Annotated in this window: 24 protein-coding genes; 9 read left to right on the top strand and 15 right to left on the bottom strand. The window is 40.3% G+C overall.

What is annotated here, in order from left to right:
* Positions 1-168 precede the first annotated feature (168 nt).
* The gene (locus HHA43_RS06690; RefSeq protein ID WP_168542148.1) at positions 169-795 is read left to right on the top strand and encodes a cytochrome b/b6 domain-containing protein; all 627 of its coding nucleotides are present in this window, start codon (positions 169-171) and stop codon (positions 793-795) included.
* A 29-nt stretch (positions 796-824) separates the two neighbouring features.
* Here HHA43_RS06690 and HHA43_RS06695 read toward each other — a convergent pair whose 3' ends face one another.
* The 11 genes from HHA43_RS06695 to HHA43_RS06745 all read right to left on the bottom strand — a co-directional run bounded on the left by HHA43_RS06695 (position 825) and on the right by HHA43_RS06745 (position 9385).
* Positions 825-1451 (bottom strand): DUF2238 domain-containing protein, encoded by a 627-nt coding sequence (locus HHA43_RS06695; RefSeq protein WP_168542150.1) that lies wholly within the window; start codon positions 1449-1451, stop codon positions 825-827.
* Positions 1452-1541: 90 nt separating this feature from the next.
* Complete coding sequence (gene purB / locus HHA43_RS06700; RefSeq protein ID WP_168525723.1) at positions 1542-2930, bottom strand: adenylosuccinate lyase; 1389 nt, start codon at positions 2928-2930, stop codon at positions 1542-1544.
* Between the two features lie 55 nt (positions 2931-2985).
* Complete coding sequence (gene hflD / locus HHA43_RS06705; protein WP_168418184.1) at positions 2986-3717, bottom strand: high frequency lysogenization protein HflD; 732 nt, start codon at positions 3715-3717, stop codon at positions 2986-2988.
* 12 nt (positions 3718-3729) lie between these two features.
* Positions 3730-4863 (bottom strand): tRNA 2-thiouridine(34) synthase MnmA, encoded by a 1134-nt coding sequence (gene mnmA / locus HHA43_RS06710; protein WP_168542152.1) that lies wholly within the window; start codon positions 4861-4863, stop codon positions 3730-3732.
* A 4-nt stretch (positions 4864-4867) separates the two neighbouring features.
* Positions 4868-5353: an NUDIX hydrolase gene (locus tag HHA43_RS06715; RefSeq protein WP_168542154.1), complete on the bottom strand. Its 486-nt coding sequence runs from the start codon at positions 5351-5353 to the stop codon at positions 4868-4870.
* 284 nt (positions 5354-5637) lie between these two features.
* Complete coding sequence (locus tag HHA43_RS06720; RefSeq protein ID WP_168542156.1) at positions 5638-6120, bottom strand: hypothetical protein; 483 nt, start codon at positions 6118-6120, stop codon at positions 5638-5640.
* On the bottom strand, positions 6086-6277 hold the full coding sequence (locus tag HHA43_RS13205; protein ID WP_228284163.1) for a hypothetical protein: 192 nt from the start codon (positions 6275-6277) through the stop codon (positions 6086-6088). Before HHA43_RS13205 ends, HHA43_RS06720 begins: the two co-directional genes overlap by 35 nt.
* Positions 6278-6440: 163 nt before the next feature.
* Positions 6441-6971: a gamma carbonic anhydrase family protein gene (locus tag HHA43_RS06730; protein ID WP_168525729.1), complete on the bottom strand. Its 531-nt coding sequence runs from the start codon at positions 6969-6971 to the stop codon at positions 6441-6443.
* Between the two features lie 104 nt (positions 6972-7075).
* Positions 7076-8224 carry a D-alanyl-D-alanine carboxypeptidase PBP5/6 gene (gene dacC, locus HHA43_RS06735; protein WP_168460053.1) on the bottom strand — a complete coding sequence of 383 codons (1149 nt, stop codon included), beginning with the start codon at positions 8222-8224 and terminating at the stop codon, positions 7076-7078.
* Between the two features lie 116 nt (positions 8225-8340).
* Positions 8341-8745, bottom strand: a complete 405-nt coding sequence (locus HHA43_RS06740; protein ID WP_168542158.1) for an MCR_0457 family protein — start codon at positions 8743-8745, stop codon at positions 8341-8343.
* A 268-nt stretch (positions 8746-9013) separates the two neighbouring features.
* On the bottom strand, positions 9014-9385 hold the full coding sequence (locus HHA43_RS06745; RefSeq protein ID WP_168418189.1) for an MCR_0457 family protein: 372 nt from the start codon (positions 9383-9385) through the stop codon (positions 9014-9016).
* A 207-nt stretch (positions 9386-9592) separates the two neighbouring features.
* On the opposite strand from HHA43_RS06745, the gene surE reads away from it, so the two are divergent.
* The 3 genes from surE (at position 9593) to HHA43_RS06760 (ending at position 12326) form a co-directional block, all read left to right on the top strand.
* A complete protein-coding gene (gene surE / locus HHA43_RS06750) occupies positions 9593-10366 on the top strand; it encodes a 5'/3'-nucleotidase SurE (protein WP_168460051.1) in 774 nt (257 codons plus the stop codon).
* 111 nt (positions 10367-10477) lie between these two features.
* A complete protein-coding gene (locus tag HHA43_RS06755) occupies positions 10478-11302 on the top strand; it encodes a peptidoglycan DD-metalloendopeptidase family protein (protein ID WP_168525731.1) in 825 nt (274 codons plus the stop codon).
* A gap of 94 nt (positions 11303-11396) precedes the next feature.
* Complete coding sequence (locus tag HHA43_RS06760) at positions 11397-12326, top strand: LysR family transcriptional regulator (RefSeq protein ID WP_168460049.1); 930 nt, start codon at positions 11397-11399, stop codon at positions 12324-12326.
* Between the two features lie 99 nt (positions 12327-12425).
* Here HHA43_RS06760 and HHA43_RS06765 read toward each other — a convergent pair whose 3' ends face one another.
* A complete protein-coding gene (locus HHA43_RS06765) occupies positions 12426-13637 on the bottom strand; it encodes an aspartate aminotransferase family protein (protein WP_168542160.1) in 1212 nt (403 codons plus the stop codon).
* Between the two features lie 161 nt (positions 13638-13798).
* On the opposite strand from HHA43_RS06765, the gene grxD reads away from it, so the two are divergent.
* Positions 13799-14140, top strand: a complete 342-nt coding sequence (gene grxD, locus HHA43_RS06770) for a Grx4 family monothiol glutaredoxin (RefSeq protein WP_019837647.1) — start codon at positions 13799-13801, stop codon at positions 14138-14140.
* Between the two features lie 108 nt (positions 14141-14248).
* On the opposite strand, the gene HHA43_RS06775 is transcribed toward grxD, so the two are convergent.
* Positions 14249-16912: an ATP-binding protein gene (locus HHA43_RS06775; RefSeq protein WP_168525733.1), complete on the bottom strand. Its 2664-nt coding sequence runs from the start codon at positions 16910-16912 to the stop codon at positions 14249-14251.
* Positions 16913-17106: 194 nt separating this feature from the next.
* On the opposite strand from HHA43_RS06775, the gene HHA43_RS06780 reads away from it, so the two are divergent.
* The 4 genes from HHA43_RS06780 to rpmE all read left to right on the top strand — a co-directional run bounded on the left by HHA43_RS06780 (position 17107) and on the right by rpmE (position 21335).
* Positions 17107-19305 (top strand): AmpG family muropeptide MFS transporter, encoded by a 2199-nt coding sequence (locus tag HHA43_RS06780; RefSeq protein ID WP_168542162.1) that lies wholly within the window; start codon positions 17107-17109, stop codon positions 19303-19305.
* Position 19306: 1 nt separating this feature from the next.
* Positions 19307-19708: a lactoylglutathione lyase gene (gloA, locus tag HHA43_RS06785; protein WP_168418196.1), complete on the top strand. Its 402-nt coding sequence runs from the start codon at positions 19307-19309 to the stop codon at positions 19706-19708.
* Between the two features lie 208 nt (positions 19709-19916).
* Complete coding sequence (locus HHA43_RS06790) at positions 19917-20915, top strand: bile acid:sodium symporter family protein (protein WP_168542164.1); 999 nt, start codon at positions 19917-19919, stop codon at positions 20913-20915.
* Positions 20916-21110: 195 nt separating this feature from the next.
* Positions 21111-21335, top strand: coding sequence for a 50S ribosomal protein L31 (gene rpmE, locus HHA43_RS06795; protein ID WP_004971624.1), 225 nt, complete (start codon positions 21111-21113; stop codon positions 21333-21335).
* Positions 21336-21501: 166 nt separating this feature from the next.
* Here rpmE and HHA43_RS06800 read toward each other — a convergent pair whose 3' ends face one another.
* Together HHA43_RS06800 and HHA43_RS06805 are read right to left on the bottom strand one after the other, a co-directional pair.
* Positions 21502-23628 (bottom strand): EAL domain-containing protein, encoded by a 2127-nt coding sequence (locus HHA43_RS06800; RefSeq protein WP_168542166.1) that lies wholly within the window; start codon positions 23626-23628, stop codon positions 21502-21504.
* On the bottom strand, positions 23610-25355 hold the full coding sequence (locus HHA43_RS06805) for a GTPase (protein WP_168525741.1): 1746 nt from the start codon (positions 25353-25355) through the stop codon (positions 23610-23612). Before HHA43_RS06805 ends, HHA43_RS06800 begins: the two co-directional genes overlap by 19 nt.
* Positions 25356-25364: the final 9 nt, after the last annotated feature.

A 25364-nucleotide genomic window follows, 5' to 3' on the forward strand; every position in this document is an offset into this window, starting at 1 on the left:
TCTAACTTCTAAGTTTGATCTAAAAATTGCGCTCATTGAGCGCAATTTTTTTATTCATATTTTATAAAAAATTAAAGTTTTTAGGTCTTTGATTTAAGCATCTTAATTTTCAATTCAGCTTGATGCGATATCTTGGTAATAAGAAAAAAACACCTAGCCATGTTGAATATGCAAACAAATATTGTGCCAGCGAAGCAATCAACATCTACAGATTTAATGATTCGTTTTTTACATATGGTGATGCTACTGAGCTTTACAGGAGCATATTTAACAGGCGATGTGGAAGAATGGCATCAGTTGCACATGGCTTTTGGTTACACTTTGGGAATTAGTTTAGCTTTACGAATAGTGTGGCAGGTGTTGAGTATGTTGAACAGTAGACAGCCAACAGGGATTTCAAGACGTTTAGGCATGGTCCAACAATTTATAAAACGCTATTGGAAACAGCCACAGCAGTATTTTTCACTGCAGTTTTTAAAGTCGGGTAGTTCCAGTGCGTTTCAATTTAGTATTTTGTTGATTTGGTTAGCATTGCCTTTAACTGTGTTGGCTGGATTTTTCACCGATTATACCCAAAGTCATACCTTAAAGGAGGTGTATGAATTTGCTGCAAATTTATTCTTAGTTGCAGTGTTGGTGCATTTAGCAAGTTTAACTTTAAGCAGTGTATTGTTTAAAAAATGGCTTGCCAAAACCATGTTTTGGGGTTCAGGTAAACCCGCAGTATTCACAGTGCTGGTCTGGATGATTTCAGTTGCAAGTTTAGCTGGTTTTTGGTGGTGGTATTGGCAATAAATTTGGATTTAGTCAGCAAGGGTATTCTGTTATGGGGTGTGTTTCTTGATTAAGTAGAAACAGCCCATGAGTATTGCCCCTATTGTCGCTAAAAGCATATCCATGTGTGCATCCCAAATATCCCCTTGCTGTCCGTTATAATTTTCAGCATCTTCTGGTGATAAGCCAAGCGCAATGAGCCATTCCAGCCATTCATAAATCAAACTGCTTGCCATGACAAATTGAATGACCAAAAGATATAAAACTATCGGTTTATTTTTTGGAAACCAGATTTCAAACAAACGTAATAAAACAGGGTAGAGCAAAATCCCATAAGTCAAATGCACAAAGCGGTCATACATATTGCGTGACCAGCCCATGCTTTGATCTAAATTAAAGCCAAAGCTGTGCAAAATCCAATTATTATAGGGCACATAAGAATACAGATAATGTGCCCCGATAATGTGAATCAGTAAAAATATTAAATACAGCACAAAACTGGAAAAGCTCAGTCCTACTTTTTTAAAGGCAATCAGCAAACCAGCCATCATAAAAACTGTGCCTGCCTGATGCAGTAAATATGACTCAAATTCCAGTGGTTGAATACTGGCAGCAAACATGGCGAGTACGACCAAGCCTAAAGCGTAGTAATGTTTAATGTGGAATTGATTTTCCATGTGGATTTTGATTTGGGAGATTTATTTTATTCTAATAAAAATGCGAAGCCGAAGCTTCGCATTTTTGTATTCGGGTTATTGCTATACAAACTAGATTTTAGAAATAAGATCAGCAACTTGTTTAGCTTGTTCAGCAGCATTACCTATATAAGTTGCAGGAGTCATTTCCGCTAAACGTGCACGGTCTGCTGCAGGAACGCCTTCTAACTCGTTACCATTTACAAAATCGACCATCATGTCACGTGTCATGGCTTGACCACGAGTCAGGGCTTTTAGTTTTTCGTATGGTTTTTCGATGTTATAGCGACGCATAACGGTTTGAATTGGTTCAGCCAATACCTCTTGTGCATTGTCTAAATCTTCAAGAATACGTTGAGCGTTCAATTCAAGTTTGCCAATACCTTTTGAGCAAGCTTCAAATGCGATCAAGCTTTGTGCAAAACCAACACCCATGTTACGTAGAACAGTCGAGTCGGTTAAGTCACGCTGCCAGCGAGAAATTGGTAATTTTTCGCCCAAGTGCGCCAAGACTGCGTTAGCAATACCTAAGTTACCTTCAGAGTTTTCAAAGTCAATTGGGTTAACTTTATGTGGCATGGTTGAAGAACCCACTTCGCCTTCTTTAAGTTTTTGCTTGAAGAAGCCAAGTGAGATATAACCCCAAACGTCACGGTTAAAGTCGATCAGAATGGTGTTGAAACGACGTAATGCATCAAACAATTCTGCCATGTAGTCGTGTGGCTCGATTTGTGTGGTGTATGGGTTAAATGTTAAGCCTAAAGACTCTACAAATGCTTGAGAATGTGCAGGCCAGTTGATTTCTGGGTAAGCAGAAAGGTGAGCGTTGTAGTTACCTACGGCACCATTGATTTTGCCCAAAAGCTCAACTTGTTTGAACTGTTTGATTTGACGAGCAAGACGATACGCCACGTTCGCCATTTCTTTACCCAAAGTAGTTGGGCTTGCAGTTTGACCGTGAGTACGTGACAACATTGGTTGATCAGCATGTTTTTCTGCCAATGAAACAATTGAGTCAATGATTTGCTGCATAGCTTCAATCAATACTTCACGGCCATTTTTAAGCATTAAAGCATGTGACAAGTTGTTAATGTCTTCTGAAGTACAAGCAAAGTGAATAAATTCCCCCGCATTTTTCAACTCATCAATGTTGGCAATTTTTTCTTTTAAGAAGTATTCAACCGCTTTTACGTCGTGGTTGGTGGTGCGTTCAATTTCTTTAATGCGGTTGGCATCATCTTCAGAGAAGTTTGCAACAATTGCATCTAATGCCGCATTGGTTGCAGCACTGAACGCAGGTACTTCAGTAATTTCTGGACGATTGGCAAGCGCTTGTAACCAACGCACTTCAACAGTCACACGAGCATGGATTAAACCAAACTCAGAGAGGAAAGGGCGGAGTGCATCACATTTGCTTGCATAGCGCCCATCTAATGGAGAAAGTGCGGTTAAAGCGTTCATATCGATTCCTTAAACTTTGGAATTAAACCTAAAACAAAAGCGTGTTCAGCATGGTTTAAACCACCTGATACTGTAAACGCGCCAGATCTTGAATATCACGTAATAATTTACGTTTGCTAAATATCATGCCCCATGAGCTGCCACCAAGTTGACGCCACAGGTGTGCCATTTGTAAGCCTGTAAAAAGCGAAGCACGAATTCGATTGGTATGTGCAGAATCTTTAAATGCCTCTGCATTGCCACGTACCATAATGCGCGGGTTAATTTGTCCTGCTGTGTCTACATAGGTTTGCGCTAAATTGGCAATAATACTGGGATGCAAATAGTTATTATCAAAAAATGAGAGTTGTTTTAAAATTTTTTGCTGTGATTGTTCAATGATTTCAACGTATTTGGGGTTGCTATAGACTTTCTTTTCCAATTGCAGCAATGCCATAGCATAAGACATGGGCAATTTGGCATTCGATAACTTGGGTAAACGCGATTTTGGCGCAGTATTGAAGGGTTGGTTGATGCTGCTTTCTAGCGTTTTTAAACCCAGCGAAATATCGGCCAAGTGATTAAAAAAATCCAGTGTTTGTGAGCTTTTGTTATGACTTGGACGAATGTTTAAACTGGCTTTAATCAATTGCTCAAAATAAAAGTTACCGCTATCGCCAATACTTTGTCTGCCTGTTAGTGCGGTCATGTGCGTAAGCTGAGTGGCTTGGAACACACCCGCTAATGCCAAAGCACGATTTTGGCGAACATTCAGAGTTGGAGACTGTTGAAACGGTAACTCTGTCATCCGGAACAATCCTTAAATAAAATCTGGTTTTGGTGCGTTGGTATGGTGAATGACACCGCCGCCTAAACACACTTCGCCCGAGTAGAATACGACACTTTGACCAGGAGTTACGGCACGCTGTGGTTCATCAAACTCGACACGTACGCCACCAGGTAAATCAGCATCATTGAAGATCACGCAATCTTGATCATCCTGACGGTAACGGGTACGGCAAGTACAACGGAAACCCGTTGCAGGAATTTCCTGTTCACCAGCAACCCAATCCACAGCTTCGCTCCATAAAATGGTGCTTTGCATAAGTGGATGTTCATGGCCTTGACCAATCACCAAGCGATTATTTTCAATATCTTTGTGCAGCACAAACCACGCGCCTTCGGCAACACCTTTTAAGCCGCCAATGCCAATCCCGCCACGCTGACCGAGCGTATAGTACATTAAGCCGTGATGTTCACCAACCTCTTTGCCGTTGTCTAAAACAATTTTTCCAGCTTGTGCAGGTAAATATTGTTTTAAGAAATCATTAAAGCGGCGTTCACCAATAAAACAAATACCAGTCGAGTCTTTTTTCTTGGCGGTGACTAAATCTAGTTCTTCGGCAATTTTTCGGACTTGTGGTTTTTCAATTTCACCTACTGGGAATAAGGTTTTGTTAATTTCACGACCATGCACTGCATGTAAGAAATAAGTCTGATCTTTATTTTTATCTAAACCACGTAATAGTGGGGCGTAGGCTTCGCCTTTAGAGTTGTACTGCGTTTCACCACGACGAGCGTAGTGACCAGTGGCAATAAAATCTGCACCCAAATTCATGGCGTGATCTAAAAAGGCACGGAATTTAATTTCTTTATTGCATAGAATATCTGGGTTTGGTGTACGTCCTGCAGCATATTCGGCAAGAAAATGCTCAAAGACACGATCCCAATACTCCATAGCAAAGTTGGCTGTATGCAACTTAATACCTAGTTTATCGCACACTGCTTGCGCATCGGCAAGGTCTTCCATTGCGGTGCAATATTCGGTGCCGTCATCTTCTTCCCAGTTTTTCATGAAAAGACCTTCAACCTGATAACCTTGTTGAAGTAGAAGTGCAGCAGAAACAGATGAATCTACACCACCTGACATACCGACGATGACACGTTGTTGCATAGGATTAGGCATCCAAACTTGAAATTAGGGGAGAATTTTGGTGCTCGTAAATGAGCGATAAAGGATAAGACTGACCACTGAGCGCATCTTGAACCGCTTTCATTACCAACGGACTACGGGCACGTGCAGATTCAGCCAGTTCGTCTGCAGACATCCACACAGTACCGATAATGTCTGGATCGAGTTGAGCTTGCGCATCATGTTGTAGCGATTCGGCTAAAAAGCAGAAACGGTAATAAGTACGGTCAGGAAACATGGGCGGGGTATAGCTATAAATACCCAATAAGGCATTAATTTTGACCTGATGCCCAGTTTCCTCCATGGTTTCACGCAATGCAGCTTCAATTAAGCTTTCGCCCGCTTCAACATGCCCTGCAGGCTGATTAAACACGCTATGCGTCACACCCTCTGTATGTTCTTCAACAAACAGGAATTTTCCGTTTTTTTCGATAACGGTGGCGACAGTAACGTGAGCAGTCCAAGCGGTCATTGAAAAGCACCATGGGATAAAACGCATATTCTACAAAATTTAGGGGGATGTGGCTATGTTGAAAGGGGATTTCTTTAAGATGTTATTGCACCTGCATGCTCGGAGATAAATCAACAAAAATATAATTAATATCTCACCAAGAATAGTTTGGACGGGCTTTGTTGCACAAAGATTTCCTAACTATATGATTTTATAGGATTTGATTGTTTTTCAGTCAGGATTTTAATTTAATAAAATCAATGGCTTATATATTTATGCAACAAAACCGTTTGGACGTTATAAATTTACTCTGATTTTCTACAGTCATTTTCAATCAATGTATTACCATAAGTAGAATTTAGTTGATGTTGCCAATGTTTAACATAAGCCTTTATCCAGAGGTAACTTTCATGTTTGTCAATTTGGGTTGGTAAATATGGCTTATGTTTTTGCAGAAAAATCCCCATCCAGCAGATTTGATTGATTTGAGTAATATTTAGTTCTGTATCAAAATGATAAGCATTGCCAATGGTTTGCTCATAGCCCCGTATTACAGCAACTTTTTCAAGTGTTGAAAGTAATAACTGCTGCGTTAAGGGGGATGGTTCGGATGAGGAGGCGATTTGGTACACTTTGGTGTCAGATAACAATGTTGTACCTACTATTCCACGATTGGCATTTTTGAGTGCTACACTATTTTTATCTGTCTGAGAGGTGAGTGAACAGCTAGTTAAAAATATGCAACATAATACACTAAGGGGTATTATTAATTTTTTTATATATAACATTGTCTGGATCGCCTAAATATATACCTTGAGATTTTAATATTTGAATCATGTGTGGGTTAAAATTCTGTTTAAAAACATCAACAAACATATTTCTATTAATTGTAATTGGCTCTTTATTATTTTGGATTAAAAGTATATCTCTAGTTGCATCAATCACATTAATTTATCAATCTGATTTTGCCGGTTTTTAGCTTTCATTAAAGCTGACTGCAATTGATCGTGAGTTTTTAAATGAGGAATATCTTTTCTGAAGCATGACGAATTTGGAATCATCATGCTTAAAAATTGACTTTTGCCGATCTAATCTAAATTAAGGCCGTTTATTGATAATTCCCCGCAACTTTCACATAGTGCCGTGCAGAATAAGGTAAAAACTCCTTTTCCTTGTCAGTTAAAGGACGAACTTTTTGCACAGGGCTACCCACATACAAATAACCACTTTCCAAGCGTTTACGCGGAGGTACTAAAGAGCCTGCACCAATCATCACATCATCTTCAATAATGGCATCATCCAAAACAATCGTGTTAATGCCCAATAACACCCGATTACCAATGGTGCAGCCGTGTAAGGTTACACCATGTCCAACGGTGACATCTTCACCAATAATTAGCGGAGAACCTTCAGGTTTGTCGGCTTTTTTATGGCTAACATGCAGCATGGCATGATCTTGTACGTTGGAATTTTGACCAATCCGAATATGATTAACATCGCCACGAATCACGGCAAAAGGCCAAACCGATACATTGGCAGCCAGATGCACATCACCTATCACAATAGATAATTCATCTACATAACAACTTGCGTCAACTTTTGGAGTGTGGTCTAAATAGGCACGAATATTTTTTTTCATGATTGACACATCTATAGCTTATAAATTCAGGATTAAACACAGTATAAAATAAAAAAGCACACATTCGGACAATGTGTGCTTCGCTTTAGTCTAAGCTGAAAATCTTAGAATAAGTTGCTAAAGAACTGCTTGATATGATCTAGCATACGTGCAAAGAAGCCTGCTTGTTCAATATCTTGCAAAGCAACCAATGGTTTTTCTGCAATCACTTTACCGTCTAAAGTCGCCACATATTTACCAATGACTTGACCTTTTTTCAAAGGAGCAGTCAATTTAGGCTGAACCACCAATTGTGTTTTGATTTGGTTGGCTTTGCCTTTAGGCATGGTCACGTTAAAGTTTTCTGGTAAACCAATTTGAGCTTCTTTACTTTTACCGTACCAAACTTTGGCTTTTGCCAAGACTTGGTTGGCAGGTTGAACACGTACAGTTTCGTAATTTGCATAACCCCAAGCCAATAATTCACGTGTTTGTGTTGCACGTGCTTGCATGGTTGGTGCACCAAAAATCACCGAAATTAAACGCATTGGACCACGTTTAGACGATGTTGTTAAACAATAACCTGCTTCATTGGTGTGGCCTGTTTTTAAACCATCTACACTTGGGTCTGTATATAACAGGGCATTACGGTTGCCTTGTTTAATCCCATTAAAAGAAAATTCTTTTTCAGAATAGATTGGATAATACTTTGAACTGTCGTGGATGATGTGCTGTGCCAAAGTCGCCATATCTTTTGCGGTAGATAAGTGACCTTCTGCAGGCATACCTGTAGAGTTCATAAACTGGGTGTTGCTCATGCCAATGCGTTTGGCTTCTTCATTCATCATGTGAACGAAAGTACCTTCGTTGCCTGCAATGTGCTCGGCCATGGCTTTAGAGGCATCATTGCCTGATTGAACAATAATACCGCGTAGCATTTCAAGTACAGTGGCTGTGCCATTTAAAGGAACGTACATACATGATTCTGTGCTGCTACCACGACACCATGCAGATTCATTCATGCGGACTTGTTCATCTTCCGTGAGTTCACCCTTCAATAACTTTTGTTCAATGATGAAACTGGTCATCATTTTGGTCATAGAGGCAGGGGCGAGTTTTTCGTTTTCATTTTTTGAAGCTAAAATTTGTCCCGTCTCATAATCCATCAAAACGTATGATTTGTTATTGAGTTCTGGTGGTGTGGCTAAGACAGTTGCTGCATAAGAAAAGCTTGGTAATAGTAATAATGCAGCAAGGGCGCTTTTTCGGGTCATTCTAAGGGGTTCCAATACTTGATGTATGCACAAAGAGCTAGCATTTTAGGGCAAAGCTCAGCCGACTTCTATGGGAGAAATCGGCTTATTGATAAAAGTATTGTAACCAAATTGTATTATCGGCTATATGCTGTCAATTCTTGGCAAATTGCTTTGTTTTTGGCTGTTCCAGCCGCTTTGGCATCGGCACGTGCTTCTTTTAAAATAGGTTGAAAGCTTTTTTGCTTGCTGAGTTTATTTAATGCTGTAACAGCGTCTTTTTCTTTAGGCATATATTCTTGTGCAAGTTGCGCATAACCTTGATTAAACTTGGCTTTATCTGTTACCAATGCAGGGCAAACTTCAGATAATACATAAATAGCCGCTAATTCTTGCTGAGTCACCTGTTGTAATGGTGTGACTTCAATATTTTCTTCTTGTGCCATTGCTGCTTGGCTTAAACCTAAACTCAGTGCAATTGCACCCAAAATTTGAACTGTACGTGATTTTTTAAAGCCAGAAAATGAAGCAGAAAATTGCATATAAATTACCTTAAATATGGTTTGAGCTGAATCATGTGATTCATTTAAGTGTTTATAAGATTAAACATTTATTTTGTAATTGAAAGAGTGAAAATGTATTAAAGCTGTGTGATTCAAACATCAATCATGTAGAAAAGTGGAGCTTTGCTTTGAAATCAGGAAAGTCTGGATGTGTTGTAAGTTATATGTGCGCAGTATAAAAAATAAGGCAAACTTTCAAAGTTTGCCTTATTAGAAAAAGATTCAATCGTAATTTAAATCATCTGATTTAAATTGCTAATTCTAAAGCTTCTAGACATACTGCTTTTTGTTCATCGGCACTGGTGTCTTTAGCGGCTTGACGTGCTTCGGTTAAAACAGATTGATATTCTGCATCGGCCTGTAATTTTGCAAGTGTCATGCTGCTATCAGAATAATCTTGTAAATAGGTTTGAATCAGCGCTTGAATGTTACTGTCTAATTTTGCATTTTTGCCAATCAGCGCAGGGCACATTTCAGTCATGACTTGTGCTGCAGCAACATCTTCCTTAATAATGGTATTGGCTTCTTCAGCAGTTAGATCACTGGCAACAACAGCTTGAGTCATTACAGCAGCAAAACCTAAACCCAATAAACGACGAAATGGCAAAGCTAAAATCATGAGAGTCACATATATTTTGGATGGATGTTAGTCGCTAAATATATATAATCTTGTGTATATTTCAATGAAATGTGCTGACCAGTCATTTTAGTTTATGTTGTGTGCCGAATCTGCTGAAGCATGGGCAATGTGATTTTGAACTTAATTTGATGTAGCGCTTCCTAAATTTATTTGATTCTTTATTGTTGTTTTATCTGAGATTTTTTTGTGAATATTCTAATAGCCAATGATGATGGCGTGTTTGCACCTGGTATTCAAGCGTTAGCGCAAGCCTTAAAACCGCTGGGTCGTGTTGTCATTGTAGCCCCTGAAAGTGAACGTAGTGGTTTTTCAAGCGCACTGACTTTGGATCGTCCTTTAAGACCTGTGCAAATTGCTGAAGACGTTTGGGCAGTTAATGGTACACCTGCAGATTGTGTATATTTGTCCATGAATGGATTATTCGATTTTGAATTTGATCTGGTGGTTAGTGGTATTAATAGTGGTGCAAATCTTGGTGATGATGTGCTGTATTCAGGTACTGTTGGGGCTGCATTTGAAGGTCGCTTGATGAAACAACCAGCCATTGCTGTATCACTGGCAGGGCACAATGTGCGTTCTTATCAGCATCCGCAAGATTATATGCAAGCTGCACAATGGGTACATGATTTTATTGCCCAAGGTTTACCAAGTTTGCCAGCCCGCCATATTTTTAATGTGAATATTCCAGATGTACCTGTACTGCAAGGCACAAAAATCACCTATCAAGGGCAACGCACCCAGTCCAAGCCTATCACCAGTCAGGTCGATCCGCGTGGACGTCAGGTATATTGGATTGGTTTGTCGGGGGAAGCGGTTGCTGCACCGAAAAAAGGTTTAACCGAGATCGAGTCCGATTTTTTTGCTGTGGCGAATGGCTATGTTAGCGTCACACCAATTCAAATGGATGCGACCAATTATGAGGTTTTACAAAGCTTGCACAGTCAATTGCCAAAAAATTGACAAAGTAATGTTATAACTTTGTGAAAAAGTGGCTGTTAAGCCTCATTTCAAGGACTTTTTTGCTACTCTTAGCGAAATGGAACATATATAGAATTTGTAGAGAGGAAGAGAATGCCCGTGGTGTTTCAATATCGTTTATTTGCCACACCAACCGCCGTGTTGAAAACCCTTGTGTTATCCACTGCTGTTGTTTCTACCGTATTGTTAAGTGGCTGTGCTTCTAAACCTCAAGTAAATAATTCTGCACGTTATGCAACGGCACCGAATTTTTATACCGTACGTTCGGGTGATACTTTAAGTGGTATTGCGGCACGTTATGGATTGAGCTACCTCAGCATTGCAGAAATGAATGATATTGCACCGCCGTATCGTATTTATGTAGGGCAGTCTATTCGCCTGAAAAGCGGTAATGCACCACGTACCACAACCACACGCCCTGTAACGCAGGCTGCGCCAATTCAGCGTCAGACTGTAACTTTACCAACTACGCCAACTCCAGCACCTGTGATTTCGTCCACAACAACGACTACGAGCTCATCATCACCAGCAACTCCTGTACGCAGTAGTAGCCTGCGTTGGGTGAAACCATCGCAAGGTGCGGTAATTGAGCATTTTAATTTAGCAAGTAATGTTAAGGGTACACGTTATGGTGGCAATGTAGGCGATCCAATTTATGCCGCTGCCGATGGTCAAGTGGTGTATGCAGCCGATGGCTTGAAAGAATATGGCAATTTAATTTTAATCAAGCATATTGATGGTTATATCACGGCTTATGCACATAACAGTAAAATGAACGTGAATAGTGGTCAAAATGTAACAGCGGGTCAAAAAATTGCAGAAATGGGCTCTTCGGGTGCTACACGTACCATGTTGGAGTTTCAGGTACGCCTAGATGGTAAGCCAATCAATCCGACTAATGTTTTACCAATAAATTAAATTTTGCAAATACAAAACATAAATTTCACCGTATAATACAATAGGTTGCTTTTATCGAAAGATAAGAGCACCTGTATAATTTCAGAGGGAATTTATGTTAGATCAACTTCGAGCAATGGGTGTATTTGCTTGTGTTGTTGAAAAAAGCTCGTTTAGCGGTGCAGCGCGTGATCTAGGGATCACCACAAGTGCCGTCAGTCAACAAATCCGTTCATTAGAACAAGAAATGGAAGTCACACTTCTGCATCGTTCTACTAGAAAACTGAGTTTGACTGAAGCAGGACAAGCTTTTTTCCACAGCTGTCAAGAAATGCTAGCTGCTGCTGAGCGCGGAAAAATCCGCATTAATGAATTAAGAGATGATCTGGTCGGTGATTTACGAATTGCCACCACTCCTGAGTTAGGCGCGAATCATGTGATTCCTGCACTTTCACATTGGATGTCGGCCCATCGTGGTTTATCTATCCATCTAGAAACAGACAATCAATACATCGATTTAATTGATAACCGTATTGATATTGCCTTGCGTATGAGCCCAAAAATTGAAGATCAAAACTTGCATGTGATTCCAATTGCACATGTAGATCAGGTTTTAGTGGCATCTCCAAGTTATTTAAATCAGACCGCACCAATTTCACGCCCTGAAGATTTAAAAAATCATGATCTAATTCCATTAACGATTATGAAGAATTTTCAGCATTTAAGTTTTCAGCACGTGACCCGTGATGAAAATGTCAGTATTGAAATGGGATCACGGTTATCGACCAATAATGTTTTGGTGTCTAAATCGTTATGTATGCAGGGGCATGGTATAGCCCGCATTTTACATTTAGATATTCAAAAAGAATTATTGAACGGTGGTTTGGTTGAAGTTTTGCCTGAGTGGAAATTACCTGCATTTACCTTGTATGCGATTATTTCTAAACATGAGCAACTTCCAATGAAAATTCATCGTTGTCTAGAGGCATTAAAACAGTATTTTTCTCAATTACCTGGTGGGCGTGTGTATCAAGAAGCATCTTGATGGGGCAATGATGGTTAAGTATTTTGAGTTTCACACAATTATAAATAATAAATAAAAAGCCGCAGTTTCAACTGCGGCTTTTTCGGTAGGGCATAGAATTTATGCCAAGAATTTTTTAATCATGCTGACCAAGCGCTCAATTAATTGATCTGCCTGAGCCTGAGTAATATTTAATGTTGGCAATAAACGCACCACAGAACCTGCAGTGACATTAATGATCATTTTGTACTCATCACGGGCAATATCTACCAACTCTGCACATGGTTTTGGTAATTCAATACCAATCATCAAACCAAAGCCACGCACAGTCACATTTTGGTCTGCGAGTTGTTGACGCAATTGCGTCACAATATAGCCACCCATTTGTGCAGCATTTTCTACCAAGTTTTCTTTCTGAATGGTGTCAATCACAGTGTAAACCACGCGTGAACCTAACGCAGTACCACTGTAGGTTGAGCCATGATTACCAGCAGTAAGAACGCCCACACCACGACCTTGAGTCATGACTGCACCAATTGGGAAGCCATTGCCCAAACCTTTCGCTGTAGTCAATACATCAGGCACAATATTGGTGTGTTGGTAGGCAAAAAATTTACCTGTACGACCATTACCTGTTTGTACTTCATCAAGCATCATCAACCAATTGTGCTGATTACAAATACGGCGGATGTCTTCTAGGTAGCTAAAGCCTTGTGGTGCTGTATTAACACCACCTTCGCCTTGAATCGGTTCAACCAAAATTGCCACAATGTCTGGATGCTGAATTGCAGCTTCTTCAATGGCTTCAACATCACCAAAAGGTACGCGAATAAAGCCTTCCACCAAAGGTGCAAAACCTTCTTGAACTTTTTTATTGCCAGTTGCAGACAGGGTAGCCAAAGTACGGCCGTGGAAAGAGTGATCTGCAACTATAATTTTAGGATTGGCTACGCCTTGCATGTGACCGAATTTACGTGCAATTTTAATTGCACCTTCGTTAGACTCTGCGCCACTGTTTGAAAAAAATACTTCTTCCATGCCAGCAACTTGCGCCAATTTTTGTGCAGCAGCAGTTTGCCAAGGCACTTCAAATAAGTTACTGGTGTGAATTAAAGTTGCGGCCTGATCTGCAATAGCTTCTGTAATAGCAGGATGTGCGTGACCTAAACCACATACAGCAATACCAGTGAGGGCATCTAAATATTCTGTGCCATCTTCAGTATAAAGATAAGAACCTCGACCGCGAACAAAGCTGATCGGCTGACGGCCAAATACAGGCATCAAGTGTGATGGTTGATCAGTTTGCACAGGAGCAAGGGTAATGTTATTCATGACTAACTCTTATCTGTTAGGTTGGAGGAAAAAACTTATATAAGCAAAATCTGCCACAGATGAAAAGCCTAATTGTAAATAAAGTTGGATTTATTGCTTTAGACGTACTGTTTTGCTCGGTTTTGGGTATAATGCCACACAGATGAGTTGAGGATTTACCAATGACTGAACAAGTACGCGATACCGAAGCATTAATTCGTGAACAAATTGCTAAACATGCTGTTCTTCTTTATATGAAAGGCACACCACAATTTCCACAATGTGGTTTTTCTGCGCGCGCAGTAGAAGCACTCAGTCAAATTGGTCGTCCTTTTGCTTATGTGAATATTTTAGAAAATCAGGATATTCGTACGACTTTACCAAAAATTGCCAACTGGCCAACTTTCCCACAATTGTGGATTAACGGCGAGTTGATTGGTGGTAGCGATATTATGTTGGACATGTTCCAAAAAGGTGAGTTAAAGCCTTTAGTTGAGCAATACAGCCCAGCACCTGAAGCTTAAGCGACTAAACTGAGGGCATTTATGCCTGAGTGTTGAAAACGCAAAAGTTGAAATAAAAAAAGCGCCGAAGCGCTTTTTTTATTGCTATAGTTTTAAGGGATAAGCACATTATTCAACTGTAGGACTTGTCGCTGCAAGCTCAGTAGTTTCAGCTGGTTCTTCAGCTTGCTCATCTGCTTGTACTACCACTTTCGGCTTTTTCTTGTCCTTTTTCTCTTTGTCTTTTTTATCCTTTTCTTTTTTGGTTTTTTTCTTTTTCTTCGGCTCTTCTTCAATTTCCGCGCCATCTTCAATGGCTTGCCAATACTCAAGCTGCTCCATGACTGCAGCATAAATTGAGCCTTTGCTATAACGTCCTTTTTTGTTGAGTTTGCCAACAGGACGTGCCATTAAAATTTCTAGGGCTTGGTCAATGGTATCAATGGCATGAATGTGGAATTGACCTTGTTCGACGGCTTCAATAACATCTTTGCGTAGCATTAAATGCTGCATGTTCTGGCGTGGGATAATCACGCCTTGCTTACCCGTTAAACCTTGTAGCTTACAGGCATCAAAGAAGCCTTCAATTTTTGCATTCACGCCACCAATTGGTTGTACCTGACCCAACTGGTTCATGGAACCTGTAATTGCCCAAGACTGATCAATTGGCAATTGGCTAATCGCTGAAATCAAAGCCGAGAGTTCTGCCACAGTCGCACTGTCACCATCGACTTGACCATAGCTTTGTTCAAAGGCGAGGGCAGCAGAAAAGTGCAAGATTTGTTCACGACCAAAATGCGCTTTTAAGAAACTGGCCATCAACAACACGCCTTTGGCATGTAATGACCCGCCAAGCTCTACACTGCGTTCAATGTCTAAAATGTCGCCACCGCCTTGGTAGACCGAAGCAGTTAAGCGAGAAGGTAATCCAAATTCGACATCGGCATAGTGAATCACCGACAAGGCATTGATTTGCCCTAAGCGGTGCCCACGTGTTTCGATTAACTGCGTACCACGCGATAAGTCCTGCCAATAGAGTTCACGCAAATAGCCTAAGCGATATTTGCGATGATCGAGCGCCGTATTGATATGCTGTTCGGAAACAGTTTTATCACCCGCTTGAGCCGCATGGTGATGTGACTCGCGAATTAGATCACCCAAGGTGAGGGCATGTAATGATAAAGAGCTTTGGTCTTCTGCCTGACGGCTTGAGTCGGTCAGCAATGCCGCTAAAGCAGAACGATCAAATGGCAACAATTTGTCAGATTGCACATAATCGGCAATCAGTTGCATATAGGCCTGCTCGTTTTCGTCATTACGTTGTAATGTATCGGTAAAGTCGGCACGGATTTTAAAGACACTGCCCAGTTCAGGTTCTAGCTCTAAAATTTCATAATAAATTTCAGGTTCTGCCAGTAAAATAACTTTAATATTCAGTGGAATGGCTTGTGGCTCAATGGAAATGCTGCCGGTTAAAGTCAGCATGTGCTCTAAAGAGGATAGTTTTAATTGCCCTGATTTTAAAGCACGTTTTAGTCCTTGCCATGCATAAGGCTGCTCAAGTAATTGCTCTGCTTCGAGCATCAGAAAACCGCCGTTAGCTTTGTGTAAGCTTCCTGCACGAATTAAAGTAAAGTCTGTGGTAATGGTGCCATTTTGCGTGAGTTGTTCCACATGCCCTAATAAATTGTAATGGGTGGGAAAATCTTCAAAAATAACAGGTACGCCACTGTTGGGTTTGTGAGTCACAATAATATTCGCTTGATAGCGCGCAGGAATACGGCTAAAGGTACCCGGACGAAAATCATCCTCTTCCTGTTCTAAAACAAACTCGACATTATTTACGATGTCTTCAGCATAGTACTGTAAATACTCGGTCAAGCCTTCTACATTCGGGTATTTGTTTTGAATAATATCAATGCGCGGCATCACCACTTGTTTGGCAATATCGCGGTTTAATTCCTGTACTTTGTCGCGTGCATCATCTTCTAGATCACCTAAATGCAAGCCCAAACGCTCTAGTTTTTTATTCATATAACGAATATTAGAGGCAATTTCTGCACGGGTTTTGCTGTCTAAAGCATTAATATCTTCCTTAGACATTTCTTGCATTTTGTCATTTTTAAGATGTACAGGTACGAAGCAATGTTCATCTTCCTGCGCAATCAGTTTTAAATCGAGTTCTTCACCTTCACTGGTCAGTTCAATTAAGGCTTGTTGCTGCTCATCGCCCGCTTGCTGACGAATCATTTCAATACGGTTGTGGTAGGTTTCGGCTGTAAAGCGGCGCTCGAGCTGTTTTAAAATGGTTTGCCAAGTCTGATGCAACAAACTTTGAAATTTAGGTGCTTGACCTGCAGGCAATTGCAAGGCCAGTGGCTGACGTGGATGCTTGAAATTATTGACATAAACCCAGTCATTTGGGGTAGGCATACTTTTGGCATGTTGCTGCAACAAACGCTTGACCATCGTGCGCTTGCCTAATCCTGCTGTGCCTACAGCAAAAATATTATAGCCAGAATATGGCAGGGAAATACCTGCCTCGACTGAAGCACGTGCCCGATCTTGTCCTAAAAAATTATTCAGTGGTTTAATGCGTCGGGTTGACGCTGGAATGTTGTCGTAATTGGGGATATGCGTCAGTTGTGATGCTTTTAATTGAGTCGTCTCTAGGGTTGTTTGAATTTCGCTTTGTTCAAAGGCAGAGCTGAGAAGCGGTTGTTGTGCGTCTTGCGTTGCTGTTGTTGTATTGGCTGTTATCGATGTATTGATTTGATCAAGTCTTTGGGTCACTGTAGAAATCCAAAACGAAATATTGCAGTTAGAGGGTTAAAGGTATACAGGTTTAATGAGAAAATTCAAGCTAAGCCGCCATTTTTACTACAAAATGACAAGGCACTTGTGGATAATTTCATAAATACTGTTGAAACAGAAGCTATTCCACGATTGAATAACAACAATTTGACTTAACAGAAAATAATAATCGCATGACCACACAAAGTACTGGGCAAACTTCAGCACAAAATACAGGATGGAAAGCTGCATTTACAGCATTTTTAGACCGCCGTGCGCTGATTATGCTGTTTTTAGGTTTCTCCGCAGGTATTCCAATTTTACTGATTTTTTCCAGTCTGTCGTTGTGGTTGGGCGAGGCAGGAATTGATAAAAGTGCAGTGACTTTCTTTAGTTGGGCCGCCTTGGGTTATTCCTTTAAATTTGTTTGGGCACCATTAATTGATGAATTGCCCGTTCCGTATTTAACCAAAAAATTAGGGCGTCGTCGGGCATGGTTGCTCATTGCACAATGTTTGATTATCTGTGCAATTGCAGTCATGGCATTTTCCGACCCTGCATTGGGGCAGGCACATTTATACCAAATGGCATTTGGCGCAGTATTACTCGGATTTTCTGCCGCCACGCAGGATATTGTCATTGATGCCTATCGTATTGAGTTGGCAGAAACCCAAATGCAAACCGTGTTGGCTTCGACCTATAACGCAGGTTACCGCATCGGGATGATTGTTGCGGGTGCGGGGGCTTTGTTTTTGGCTGCATCGTTAGGCACAGCTAAAGGCAACTATATTTACAGTGCATGGAAAGTGACTTATTTGGCCATGGCTGCGGTGATGTTGATTGGTATTGTCACCACCTTGATCATTCGTGAACCACAGGTAAATAGGGTCAATAAACATTATCAACGTCGTGACTATTTCCGTTTGGTGATGGTGTTTTTTGTCGCCGTATTCAGTTTTGTGTTGTGTTATGTCTTTTCTGGCAATTTAACTGAAGCCTTAAAACAACAATTTCAGCTGAAAGACGCATTTTTGTTATTCTGTTTGGAAGCATTGCGCTTTATTGCTTCAGGCGCTGCGGCAGTATTGATGGGCACTATTTTAGTCAAATGTGGTGCTGTGAATAAACAGATGGCCTTTGAAACATGGGTACATCCTGTTGCGGACTTCTTTAAGCGCTATGGCGTCAAACTGGCCCTAGTTTTATTGTTGTTGATTGGTTTTTATCGGGTTTCAGACATCATCGCTGGGGTAATTTCCAATGTGTTCTATCAAGACCTGAACTTTAGCAAAGAGCAAATTGCCGAAGCTGTTAAAGTGTATGGGGTGATTTTCAGTCTGCTGGGCGGCTTCTTGGGGGGCTTACTGGCACAGCGCATGAACATTATGAAACTGATGTTTGTTGGTGCAGTATTGGCTTCTTCAACCAACCTAATTTTTATTGGTCTAGTGAAGTCAGGGCAAGCGCTTAGTGATGTGCAAGTTTCAGTGGGGCAGCAACAATATCAGACTCAGGCCGATGAAGTGGGTTATTGGAAAGTTGCTGTACCAAGTCAGGTGTTGGCCACCCAACATGAAATTCAGGTACGTGCACATTATCAAACTGGCGATACACCATCACGTTTAGTGTCGATGCCTTATTTACAGCAGACAGCTACCGAAACTGCGCAATTACAGCTTTTACCACTAACTTCAGATAACACAATTTCCGTAGCAGAAAAGGCCAATAGCATTGTGGTACGTGGGCAATATGTGGGGCCTGCTCTAACCGAGCAGCAAAAAATTGTGCTACAGCTAGATGGACAAAACTTTGATGCCAAACTCGATGCTCAAGGTATGTTTACTGCAGCGATTACAGGGCAGCTTTTGGCAGATTCTGCAGCAAAGCAATTGACTGTGGTGTTGATGGATCAGCAACAGGTGCTACAGCAACACAGCCAAAGCTATAAAGTTGATTCAACGCAGGCTGCAGACACGACCTTGGATGTCGATATTCAGCCTTTGCCTGTGGTCAATACAGCATCAACCGAGATGGTGGAAATTCAGGGTAAAGTGATCAAACCGTATAGCTCATTATGGTTATATTTTGCCATTATTGTTGATAACTTAGCTTCAGGTTTAGCCGGCGCAGCGTTTATTGCCTTTTTATCCAGTTTAACCAGTGTGTCTTTTACGGCAGTGCAATATGCGATTTTTAGCTCACTCATGACCCTAACCCCTAAGATTTTAGGCGGTTATTCGGGTACTATAGTGACCAATATTGGTTATCCATACTTTTTCCTCATGACCACCTTAATAGGAATTCCAATTTTGATTTTAGTGGTGTGGGTGGCAAAGTTATTACGTGATCATCAAGCAACATCTTCGGACACGATTCAACAGAAGGATGAATAATATGCGCATGCTGCATACCATGTTACGTGTAGGTAATTTAGAACAATCATTAAAATTTTATACAGAAGTTTTAGGTATGACTTTGCTTCGTAAGCGTGATTATGAAGAAGGGCGTTTTACCTTGGCTTTTGTAGGATATGGTGATGAAGAAAATCATACAGTTTTGGAGCTGACTCATAACTGGGATACTCAAAGCTATGATTTAGGCAATGCTTATGGGCATATCGCGATTGCGGTAGAAGATGCTTACAAAGCCTGTGAAGAAATTAAGGCACGTGGTGGCAATGTCGTGCGTGAAGCAGGGCCAATGAAAGGCGGTGTGACTGTAATTGCGTTCGTTGAAGACCCAGATGGTTATAAAGTTGAGTTGATTCAGCAAGATCAGAATGCACGTAATAACTAAGTGCTCTTGTGCAAAGCAGCAACGACTTGGCCTTAATTGCCTAATAAACTGAATGTTGTTCAGCATTCAGTTAAAAAATATTGAACATATTCTATAAACACTCGCTTTTTGAATATCGCCCAGTAAGATAAGTTTATCGAAAGGTAAATAAGTCGCTGGGCTTATTCATATCAATGAACCCTTTAAAAACAAAAATTAGGATGCTGCAATGTTGAAGTTATTGGCACTGGATCGCTTTACTATACTCTTATTTGTAATGGTTATCTTAGCCAGTGTGCTGCCTGTTTCTGGGCAGGAAGCCGATGTTTTTGCTGTGATTACAACAGTCGCTATTGCTATCTTATTCTTTTTGCACGGAGCAAAATTATCACGTGAAGCGGTGATTCAGGGCTTTATGCATTGGCAGTTACATGCTTTGGTATTTACATTTACCTTTGCGCTGTTTCCCATTCTAGGATTACTTGCCAAACCTGTTTTAGTGCCAATGCTCGGACAAGAGTTGTATTGGGGCTTTTTGTTTATGTGCTTTTTGCCTTCTACAGTACAGTCTTCCATTGCATTTACTTCAGTGGCGAAAGGCAATGTTGCCAGTGCTGTATGCAGTGCTTCATTTTCCAATTTGATTGGGATGTTTATCACCCCCATTTTAGTAGGCGTGTTTATTCTGGGGCAGTCGGAACATGGTTTTGACCCGACCCATTCAATTATTCAAATTACTTTATTGCTGTTGGTACCATTTATATTGGGGCAGTTGCTGCGTCCTTATGTTTATCCTTATATGTTGAAATTACCAAAGTTGGTCAAGGTGTTTGATCAGGGTTCAATTTTAATGGTGGTTTATGGGGCATTTAGTGGGGCAGTCGTGGCGGGTTTATGGCATCAGGTGAGTGGTATGACCTTGCTGCTGTTAATTGTGGCGTGTTCAGTTTTATTGACTATTGTGATGTGGCTGGCATGGGTTGTACCTCAGTGGATGGGTTTTGCACGTGAAGATCAAATCGCAGCATTTTTTTGTAGTTCCAAAAAAACTTTGGCCAGCGGTGTGCCGATGGCGCAAATTTTATTTATTGGGCAGCCATTGGGTATGATAGTTTTACCCATCATGATTTTCCATCAAATTCAGCTCATGGTTTGCGGTGTGATAGCCAACGCGCTTGAGAAGCGGGCAGATTTGGCAGAGCAGTCAACATTAAATCCCAAAGAATAATTAGCTTTCAGCTATTTTATTCCGTATAATAATGCCCAACTTGTTGTGCTTAGCTCTGACGGTATCCGTCTCGGTGGGCCAAAAGAATGGTCTGTTATGGTGTTGGTCTGCTTTTTAGCACGTTCCTCATGTTTTATGAGAGTGACCAATTGCGATGACAGCATAAGCCTTCTTGAATCTTAGGAGTAATCGACGATGCGCGCCGATATTCACCCAAAATATGAAAAATTAGTTGCTACTTGCTCTTGCGGTAACGTAATCGAAACTCGTTCAGCTGTTGGTAAAGAAACTCTTTATCTTGACGTATGTTCTGCATGCCACCCGTTCTATACTGGTAAGCAAAAGAACGTTGACACTGGCGGTCGTATCGACAAGTTCAAACAACGTTTTGCTGGTATGTCACGTTCTATCAAACGTTAATATCCAGTACGAAAAAAACGGGCAATTTGCCCGTTTTTTTGTGCCTAGAATTTAGAGATAAAAGCATTCAAAAAAAAAGATTCAGAATAAAAAAATGAGACTGCTAAAACAGTCTCATTCATAAAATTGTTCTTTGCGCTAAGCGCTAAATGCAATGTACAAGACCTTATTGGTCTTGTACATCAATTAAATGATCCAGTTTTTTCTGGAAGTAATCACCCTGAATAAAGCGGGCATCAACATTCCATGCATTGGCAAACAGGTTCATATCATTTAAGTCACGTAGCAAAATCTCAATTGGCTTAATTTCGCTATATACGCTGAGTTGTTCCTGCAATTCCTGCGTAGATTGATCATCTGCCAGTTTCTCAATCAGGGCGCTGTGCAGGGTCAAGTAGTGAATATCAACTTGTTTTAAGATTGATTCACTGTAAATTGAATGACCAAAATCTCGTAGTGAAATTTCTGCACCGTGTTGACGTAATAAGCCGATTTGCTTTTGTGCATCGCCTAAGTTTTGACTAATATCTTCTTCTGAGAATTGTAAAATCAGTGGATGGCTGAGGCGACTACCAACAATGGTGATCAGTTTAGACACAAACTCAGGGAAACTGCGGTCTTGCAATAACACGTGTTTGTTTAAATTGACAATCAGTTTGGCTTCAGGATATTGAGTAATAAAGTTATGTAACTGTTTACATGCTTCTACCAAAATCCAGCGATCTAGCTTAATTGAAAGCTCAGGATCTTCTGCCAATTCAATCAGTCCCGCTAAGCTTTTCCATTCACTATTGAAAATAAAGCCACTGGTCACTTCATAAGTGTAAAGGTTAGTATCTTGCTTATCATACAATTGCTGATACTTCAGGTGGATTTCACCACGATCCAAACTTTGACGTAATGCAGTAATAATCGCAGGTTCATTAAATGACTGTGGAACTGCAGCAGATTCAATCGCATTTAAATTAGATTCACCAAATGACAAGTCTAATGCTAAACCTGAACTATTCTGATCTTGTGGGTTTGGTAAAGCATTGGCGAACCCTTGACTAATTAGCTGTTCAAAATTCTTTTCATCTCGAATATCTTGATTTAGCAAGATATAGCCAATTCGTAAATTTAAAGGATAGGTGTGCTGATCTACCGTGAGTAATTGAGGCTTGGTCAGTGAATTCAGGCCAATCAGTTTAGATTCTAAAATTGCAGTAGATTCAGCTTGGAATAGCCCGACAACCAAACCATTACTCACTGTAAATAATGGCACATTGGTTTGTTCTTTTAAGAAGGTTTGAATATTGGCAAAGTAGTTTTTTGTGGTCAGCCAATCTGCTTGGAAAATAGCTTCAGGGCAATTGGCTAAAGAGAACACAACCAAAGCATTTGCAATGGAGGGTTGTTTCGCCAAGGTACGATTGACCAATTGATAGGTACTTGGCTTTGCTGCAGGTTTTTCACTTGTAGATGCCGCAGACGATGCAACATTTGCCGTAGAGGTTTCATTGTCTATGGTAATTTGCAAAGCATCGTCATCTGTTGCGGCAATAAACTCTACTTTAAGTGGATTTTGCTTGGCCAATAATGGATTTTGACTATGAATGTCAAAACGACCATGGTCAAACTGCCCTTGACTGACTTTCTTAAAACGGAATTTAAAGTCGGTTACATCTTCAGGCTGTAACAGATCGAGTAGGGGTAAGCCGATAATGTCATCTTCAGTTTTTAAACCAAACAGTTGTAAATATTCTGCATTGGCTTGTACGTGAATACCTTCTTGAATAATCGCAACAGCTTTGTTGCTGTCTTCCACCAAAGCCTGTGCCTGAATCTGTGCATTTTCAAGCTCAGTCATCAGTTGTTCTTGTGACTGCTGTAAGCGGCTAAAAGATAAGGCGCGAATTAAACCAAAATAGAAGCGTTCTGGAAAATCTAGATTGACGATGTCATAAATGCCTTTACGAATATAGCTTGTATATTGCGTAGTATCATAGTCATCTGGTCTGAGCAGCAAAAGGGGCAGATTAGGTTGTTGAGAAGCACGAATTAAAGTCAGTGCCTGATCAACTTTAAGGTCATAAGCACGACCGAAAATGACTAAATCCCAAGTCAAATGTAGCTGTTTTTCAAAATTTTTAATGTCATCTAAAAGAATAGCCTGAACACGGTGCTCATTGGCAGTGAGTTGTTCACAAATTTGGTTAAAACGTATCTGGTTGTCATCGATTATGAGCAAACGCGTTTCAGTACGTTTTAACTTTTTAGACAAGAGTGGATTTCTCACTTTAATGCTTCCCATAAATCGTTATTTTTAACTTCACTCACTTGCTTTTGAATAAAACTATCTAAGACAGGCTGTTGTTGGTCATTCAACAACTCAAAATCAAAGCGCATAAAACTTTGGGTAATCAGGAGAGGTTTGATTAAGAAAACTTTGAGTTCTTCTTCCCCTAAGCGTAATTGTACGGTTTGTTTATCGCGCAATAGTTGAATACCTGGCAAAATTAGGCTGGTGCTGACATCTTCAGCATCTGTACTTTGTACCAGTAATGCTGGATGGTAATGTCCTGTGTGTCGATCGGTTTTTACAAAAACAGCACAAGGGAATAGCTCTTGGGTTAAAATTTCCAAGCCAAGTTCTAAACTTTTTTCGGCAGATTGTTTAATCCAACGAATTACACCGCCACGCCATGGACTCTGATTATTTTCTTGAACTAAAATGAATTCGCCTGTTTTTAAATTTTTTGGTGTTTCGCCAGTCCATTTGATTCGGTAACCATTCACGCTAATGTCCAAAACATCGGCATTGTAAATTTGTTTGGTTTCACGATCTAAAGTTTTGATTGAGCTAATGTCTACCGATGAATTGGTGTGCATAGCATTGACAAAATGGCTTTCATTTTGGAATTGGTAGTTATCACCCAATACCAGTGTTTCGTTAAAATTCTTACCATTAGACAAATAAAAATGTGCAACGGTTAAACCAAAACAAATTTTAATCTGTGCAGAATATTCATAACGCTCATGCACACGCTCTGCAGTATTGGTCAAAATATTGTGCAGATGGAAATGCAAGGCAGGAGTGAGGAATAACCTCTCATTGCGTGAAAAATGTTCACCTTTGCGTCCCTGATTTTCATTTAAATGATCAAGTAAGGCTTGGGTAGAGATATAAATATCAGCGTTAAAACCATTGTTTTGGTGGCTGTTATATATTGGCGGATGATCTTTGCTTGAATCTACCACATAACGCGAAAGCGTGGTTTCTTTGGGTAAAATCTGAACCAATTTGGCCCAATCAAAACTGCATAAATACAAGCCTTGAATTTCTGCCGGACGAATTTGATGTGTATTAAAAATTTCCAACAAAATCAGTTGGGCATAGGCCTGAGCAATACTTACAAGTTGGTGCTGTGTACCTTGTAATTGATTAATATTATTTAAATAATAATGTTGTTGAATTGCAGTATCTAAAAGTTGATGTGCAATAACCCATTGATTAGGCAATGAGGGGCTATACAACATGTGTTGTTGGTAGCGTAGCAAAGCCAATTGTTGAAGTGCATAGTAGGTTGCTAAAATCCGAGCTGTTTGTAAGTTTTTCTTTAAGTTAAAGGCGAATAATGAAAATTTTTGCTGAGTGAGTTGTTGATGGCTGCGTCGCGCAATATCAATATACACTTTGGAAAAATGGCTACGTAATAACAAGGCCAATTCAATAATATGATCATTACGATCACTGCTAATCAAAGCTTGATTGAAAAAGTGTTTTTCCAAGCTAGTCAGCACATTTTCAAGTGTGGGATGAATAGCTTGAATTAAATCAAAACGTAAAGTTTCCTGACATTTCAGTTCAGAAATTTCTAAAAGGGCATTGAACAGGGCCTGAGAAGAATCCCCCAATTGTAAAATGGATAGGTCTGCTGCCCACGCCTGAATGCTTTTAACCGTATTTTGACAAAAACTCAATTGCTCCAGCTTTAGTTCGCTGGGAACCTGAAAAAGATCTGAAGTATTCATGTTCATGGTTGTTAT

The sequence above is a fragment of the Acinetobacter sp. A2 genome, from assembly GCF_012371325.1.
Lineage (GTDB): Bacteria > Pseudomonadota > Gammaproteobacteria > Pseudomonadales > Moraxellaceae > Acinetobacter.

Coding starts and splice junctions, on each gene's coding strand:
- HHA43_RS06690 (WP_168542148.1), top strand. CDS start 169: ATGCAAACAAATATTGTGCCAGCGAAGCAATCAACATCTACAGATTTA.
- HHA43_RS06695 (WP_168542150.1), bottom strand. CDS start 1,451: ATGGAAAATCAATTCCACATTAAACATTACTACGCTTTAGGCTTGGTC.
- purB (WP_168525723.1), bottom strand. CDS start 2,930: ATGAACGCTTTAACCGCACTTTCTCCATTAGATGGGCGCTATGCAAGC.
- hflD (WP_168418184.1), bottom strand. CDS start 3,717: ATGACAGAGTTACCGTTTCAACAGTCTCCAACTCTGAATGTTCGCCAA.
- mnmA (WP_168542152.1), bottom strand. CDS start 4,863: ATGCAACAACGTGTCATCGTCGGTATGTCAGGTGGTGTAGATTCATCT.
- HHA43_RS06715 (WP_168542154.1), bottom strand. CDS start 5,353: ATGACCGCTTGGACTGCTCACGTTACTGTCGCCACCGTTATCGAAAAA.
- HHA43_RS06720 (WP_168542156.1), bottom strand. CDS start 6,120: ATGTTATATATAAAAAAATTAATAATACCCCTTAGTGTATTATGTTGC.
- HHA43_RS06730 (WP_168525729.1), bottom strand. CDS start 6,971: ATGAAAAAAAATATTCGTGCCTATTTAGACCACACTCCAAAAGTTGAC.
- dacC (WP_168460053.1), bottom strand. CDS start 8,224: ATGACCCGAAAAAGCGCCCTTGCTGCATTATTACTATTACCAAGCTTT.
- HHA43_RS06740 (WP_168542158.1), bottom strand. CDS start 8,745: ATGCAATTTTCTGCTTCATTTTCTGGCTTTAAAAAATCACGTACAGTT.
- HHA43_RS06745 (WP_168418189.1), bottom strand. CDS start 9,385: ATGATTTTAGCTTTGCCATTTCGTCGTTTATTGGGTTTAGGTTTTGCT.
- HHA43_RS06755 (WP_168525731.1), top strand. CDS start 10,478: ATGCCCGTGGTGTTTCAATATCGTTTATTTGCCACACCAACCGCCGTG.
- HHA43_RS06760 (WP_168460049.1), top strand. CDS start 11,397: ATGTTAGATCAACTTCGAGCAATGGGTGTATTTGCTTGTGTTGTTGAA.
- HHA43_RS06765 (WP_168542160.1), bottom strand. CDS start 13,637: ATGAATAACATTACCCTTGCTCCTGTGCAAACTGATCAACCATCACAC.
- grxD (WP_019837647.1), top strand. CDS start 13,799: ATGACTGAACAAGTACGCGATACCGAAGCATTAATTCGTGAACAAATT.
- HHA43_RS06780 (WP_168542162.1), top strand. CDS start 17,107: ATGACCACACAAAGTACTGGGCAAACTTCAGCACAAAATACAGGATGG.
- gloA (WP_168418196.1), top strand. CDS start 19,307: ATGCGCATGCTGCATACCATGTTACGTGTAGGTAATTTAGAACAATCA.
- HHA43_RS06790 (WP_168542164.1), top strand. CDS start 19,917: ATGTTGAAGTTATTGGCACTGGATCGCTTTACTATACTCTTATTTGTA.
- rpmE (WP_004971624.1), top strand. CDS start 21,111: ATGCGCGCCGATATTCACCCAAAATATGAAAAATTAGTTGCTACTTGC.
- HHA43_RS06800 (WP_168542166.1), bottom strand. CDS start 23,628: ATGGGAAGCATTAAAGTGAGAAATCCACTCTTGTCTAAAAAGTTAAAA.
- HHA43_RS06805 (WP_168525741.1), bottom strand. CDS start 25,355: ATGAACATGAATACTTCAGATCTTTTTCAGGTTCCCAGCGAACTAAAG.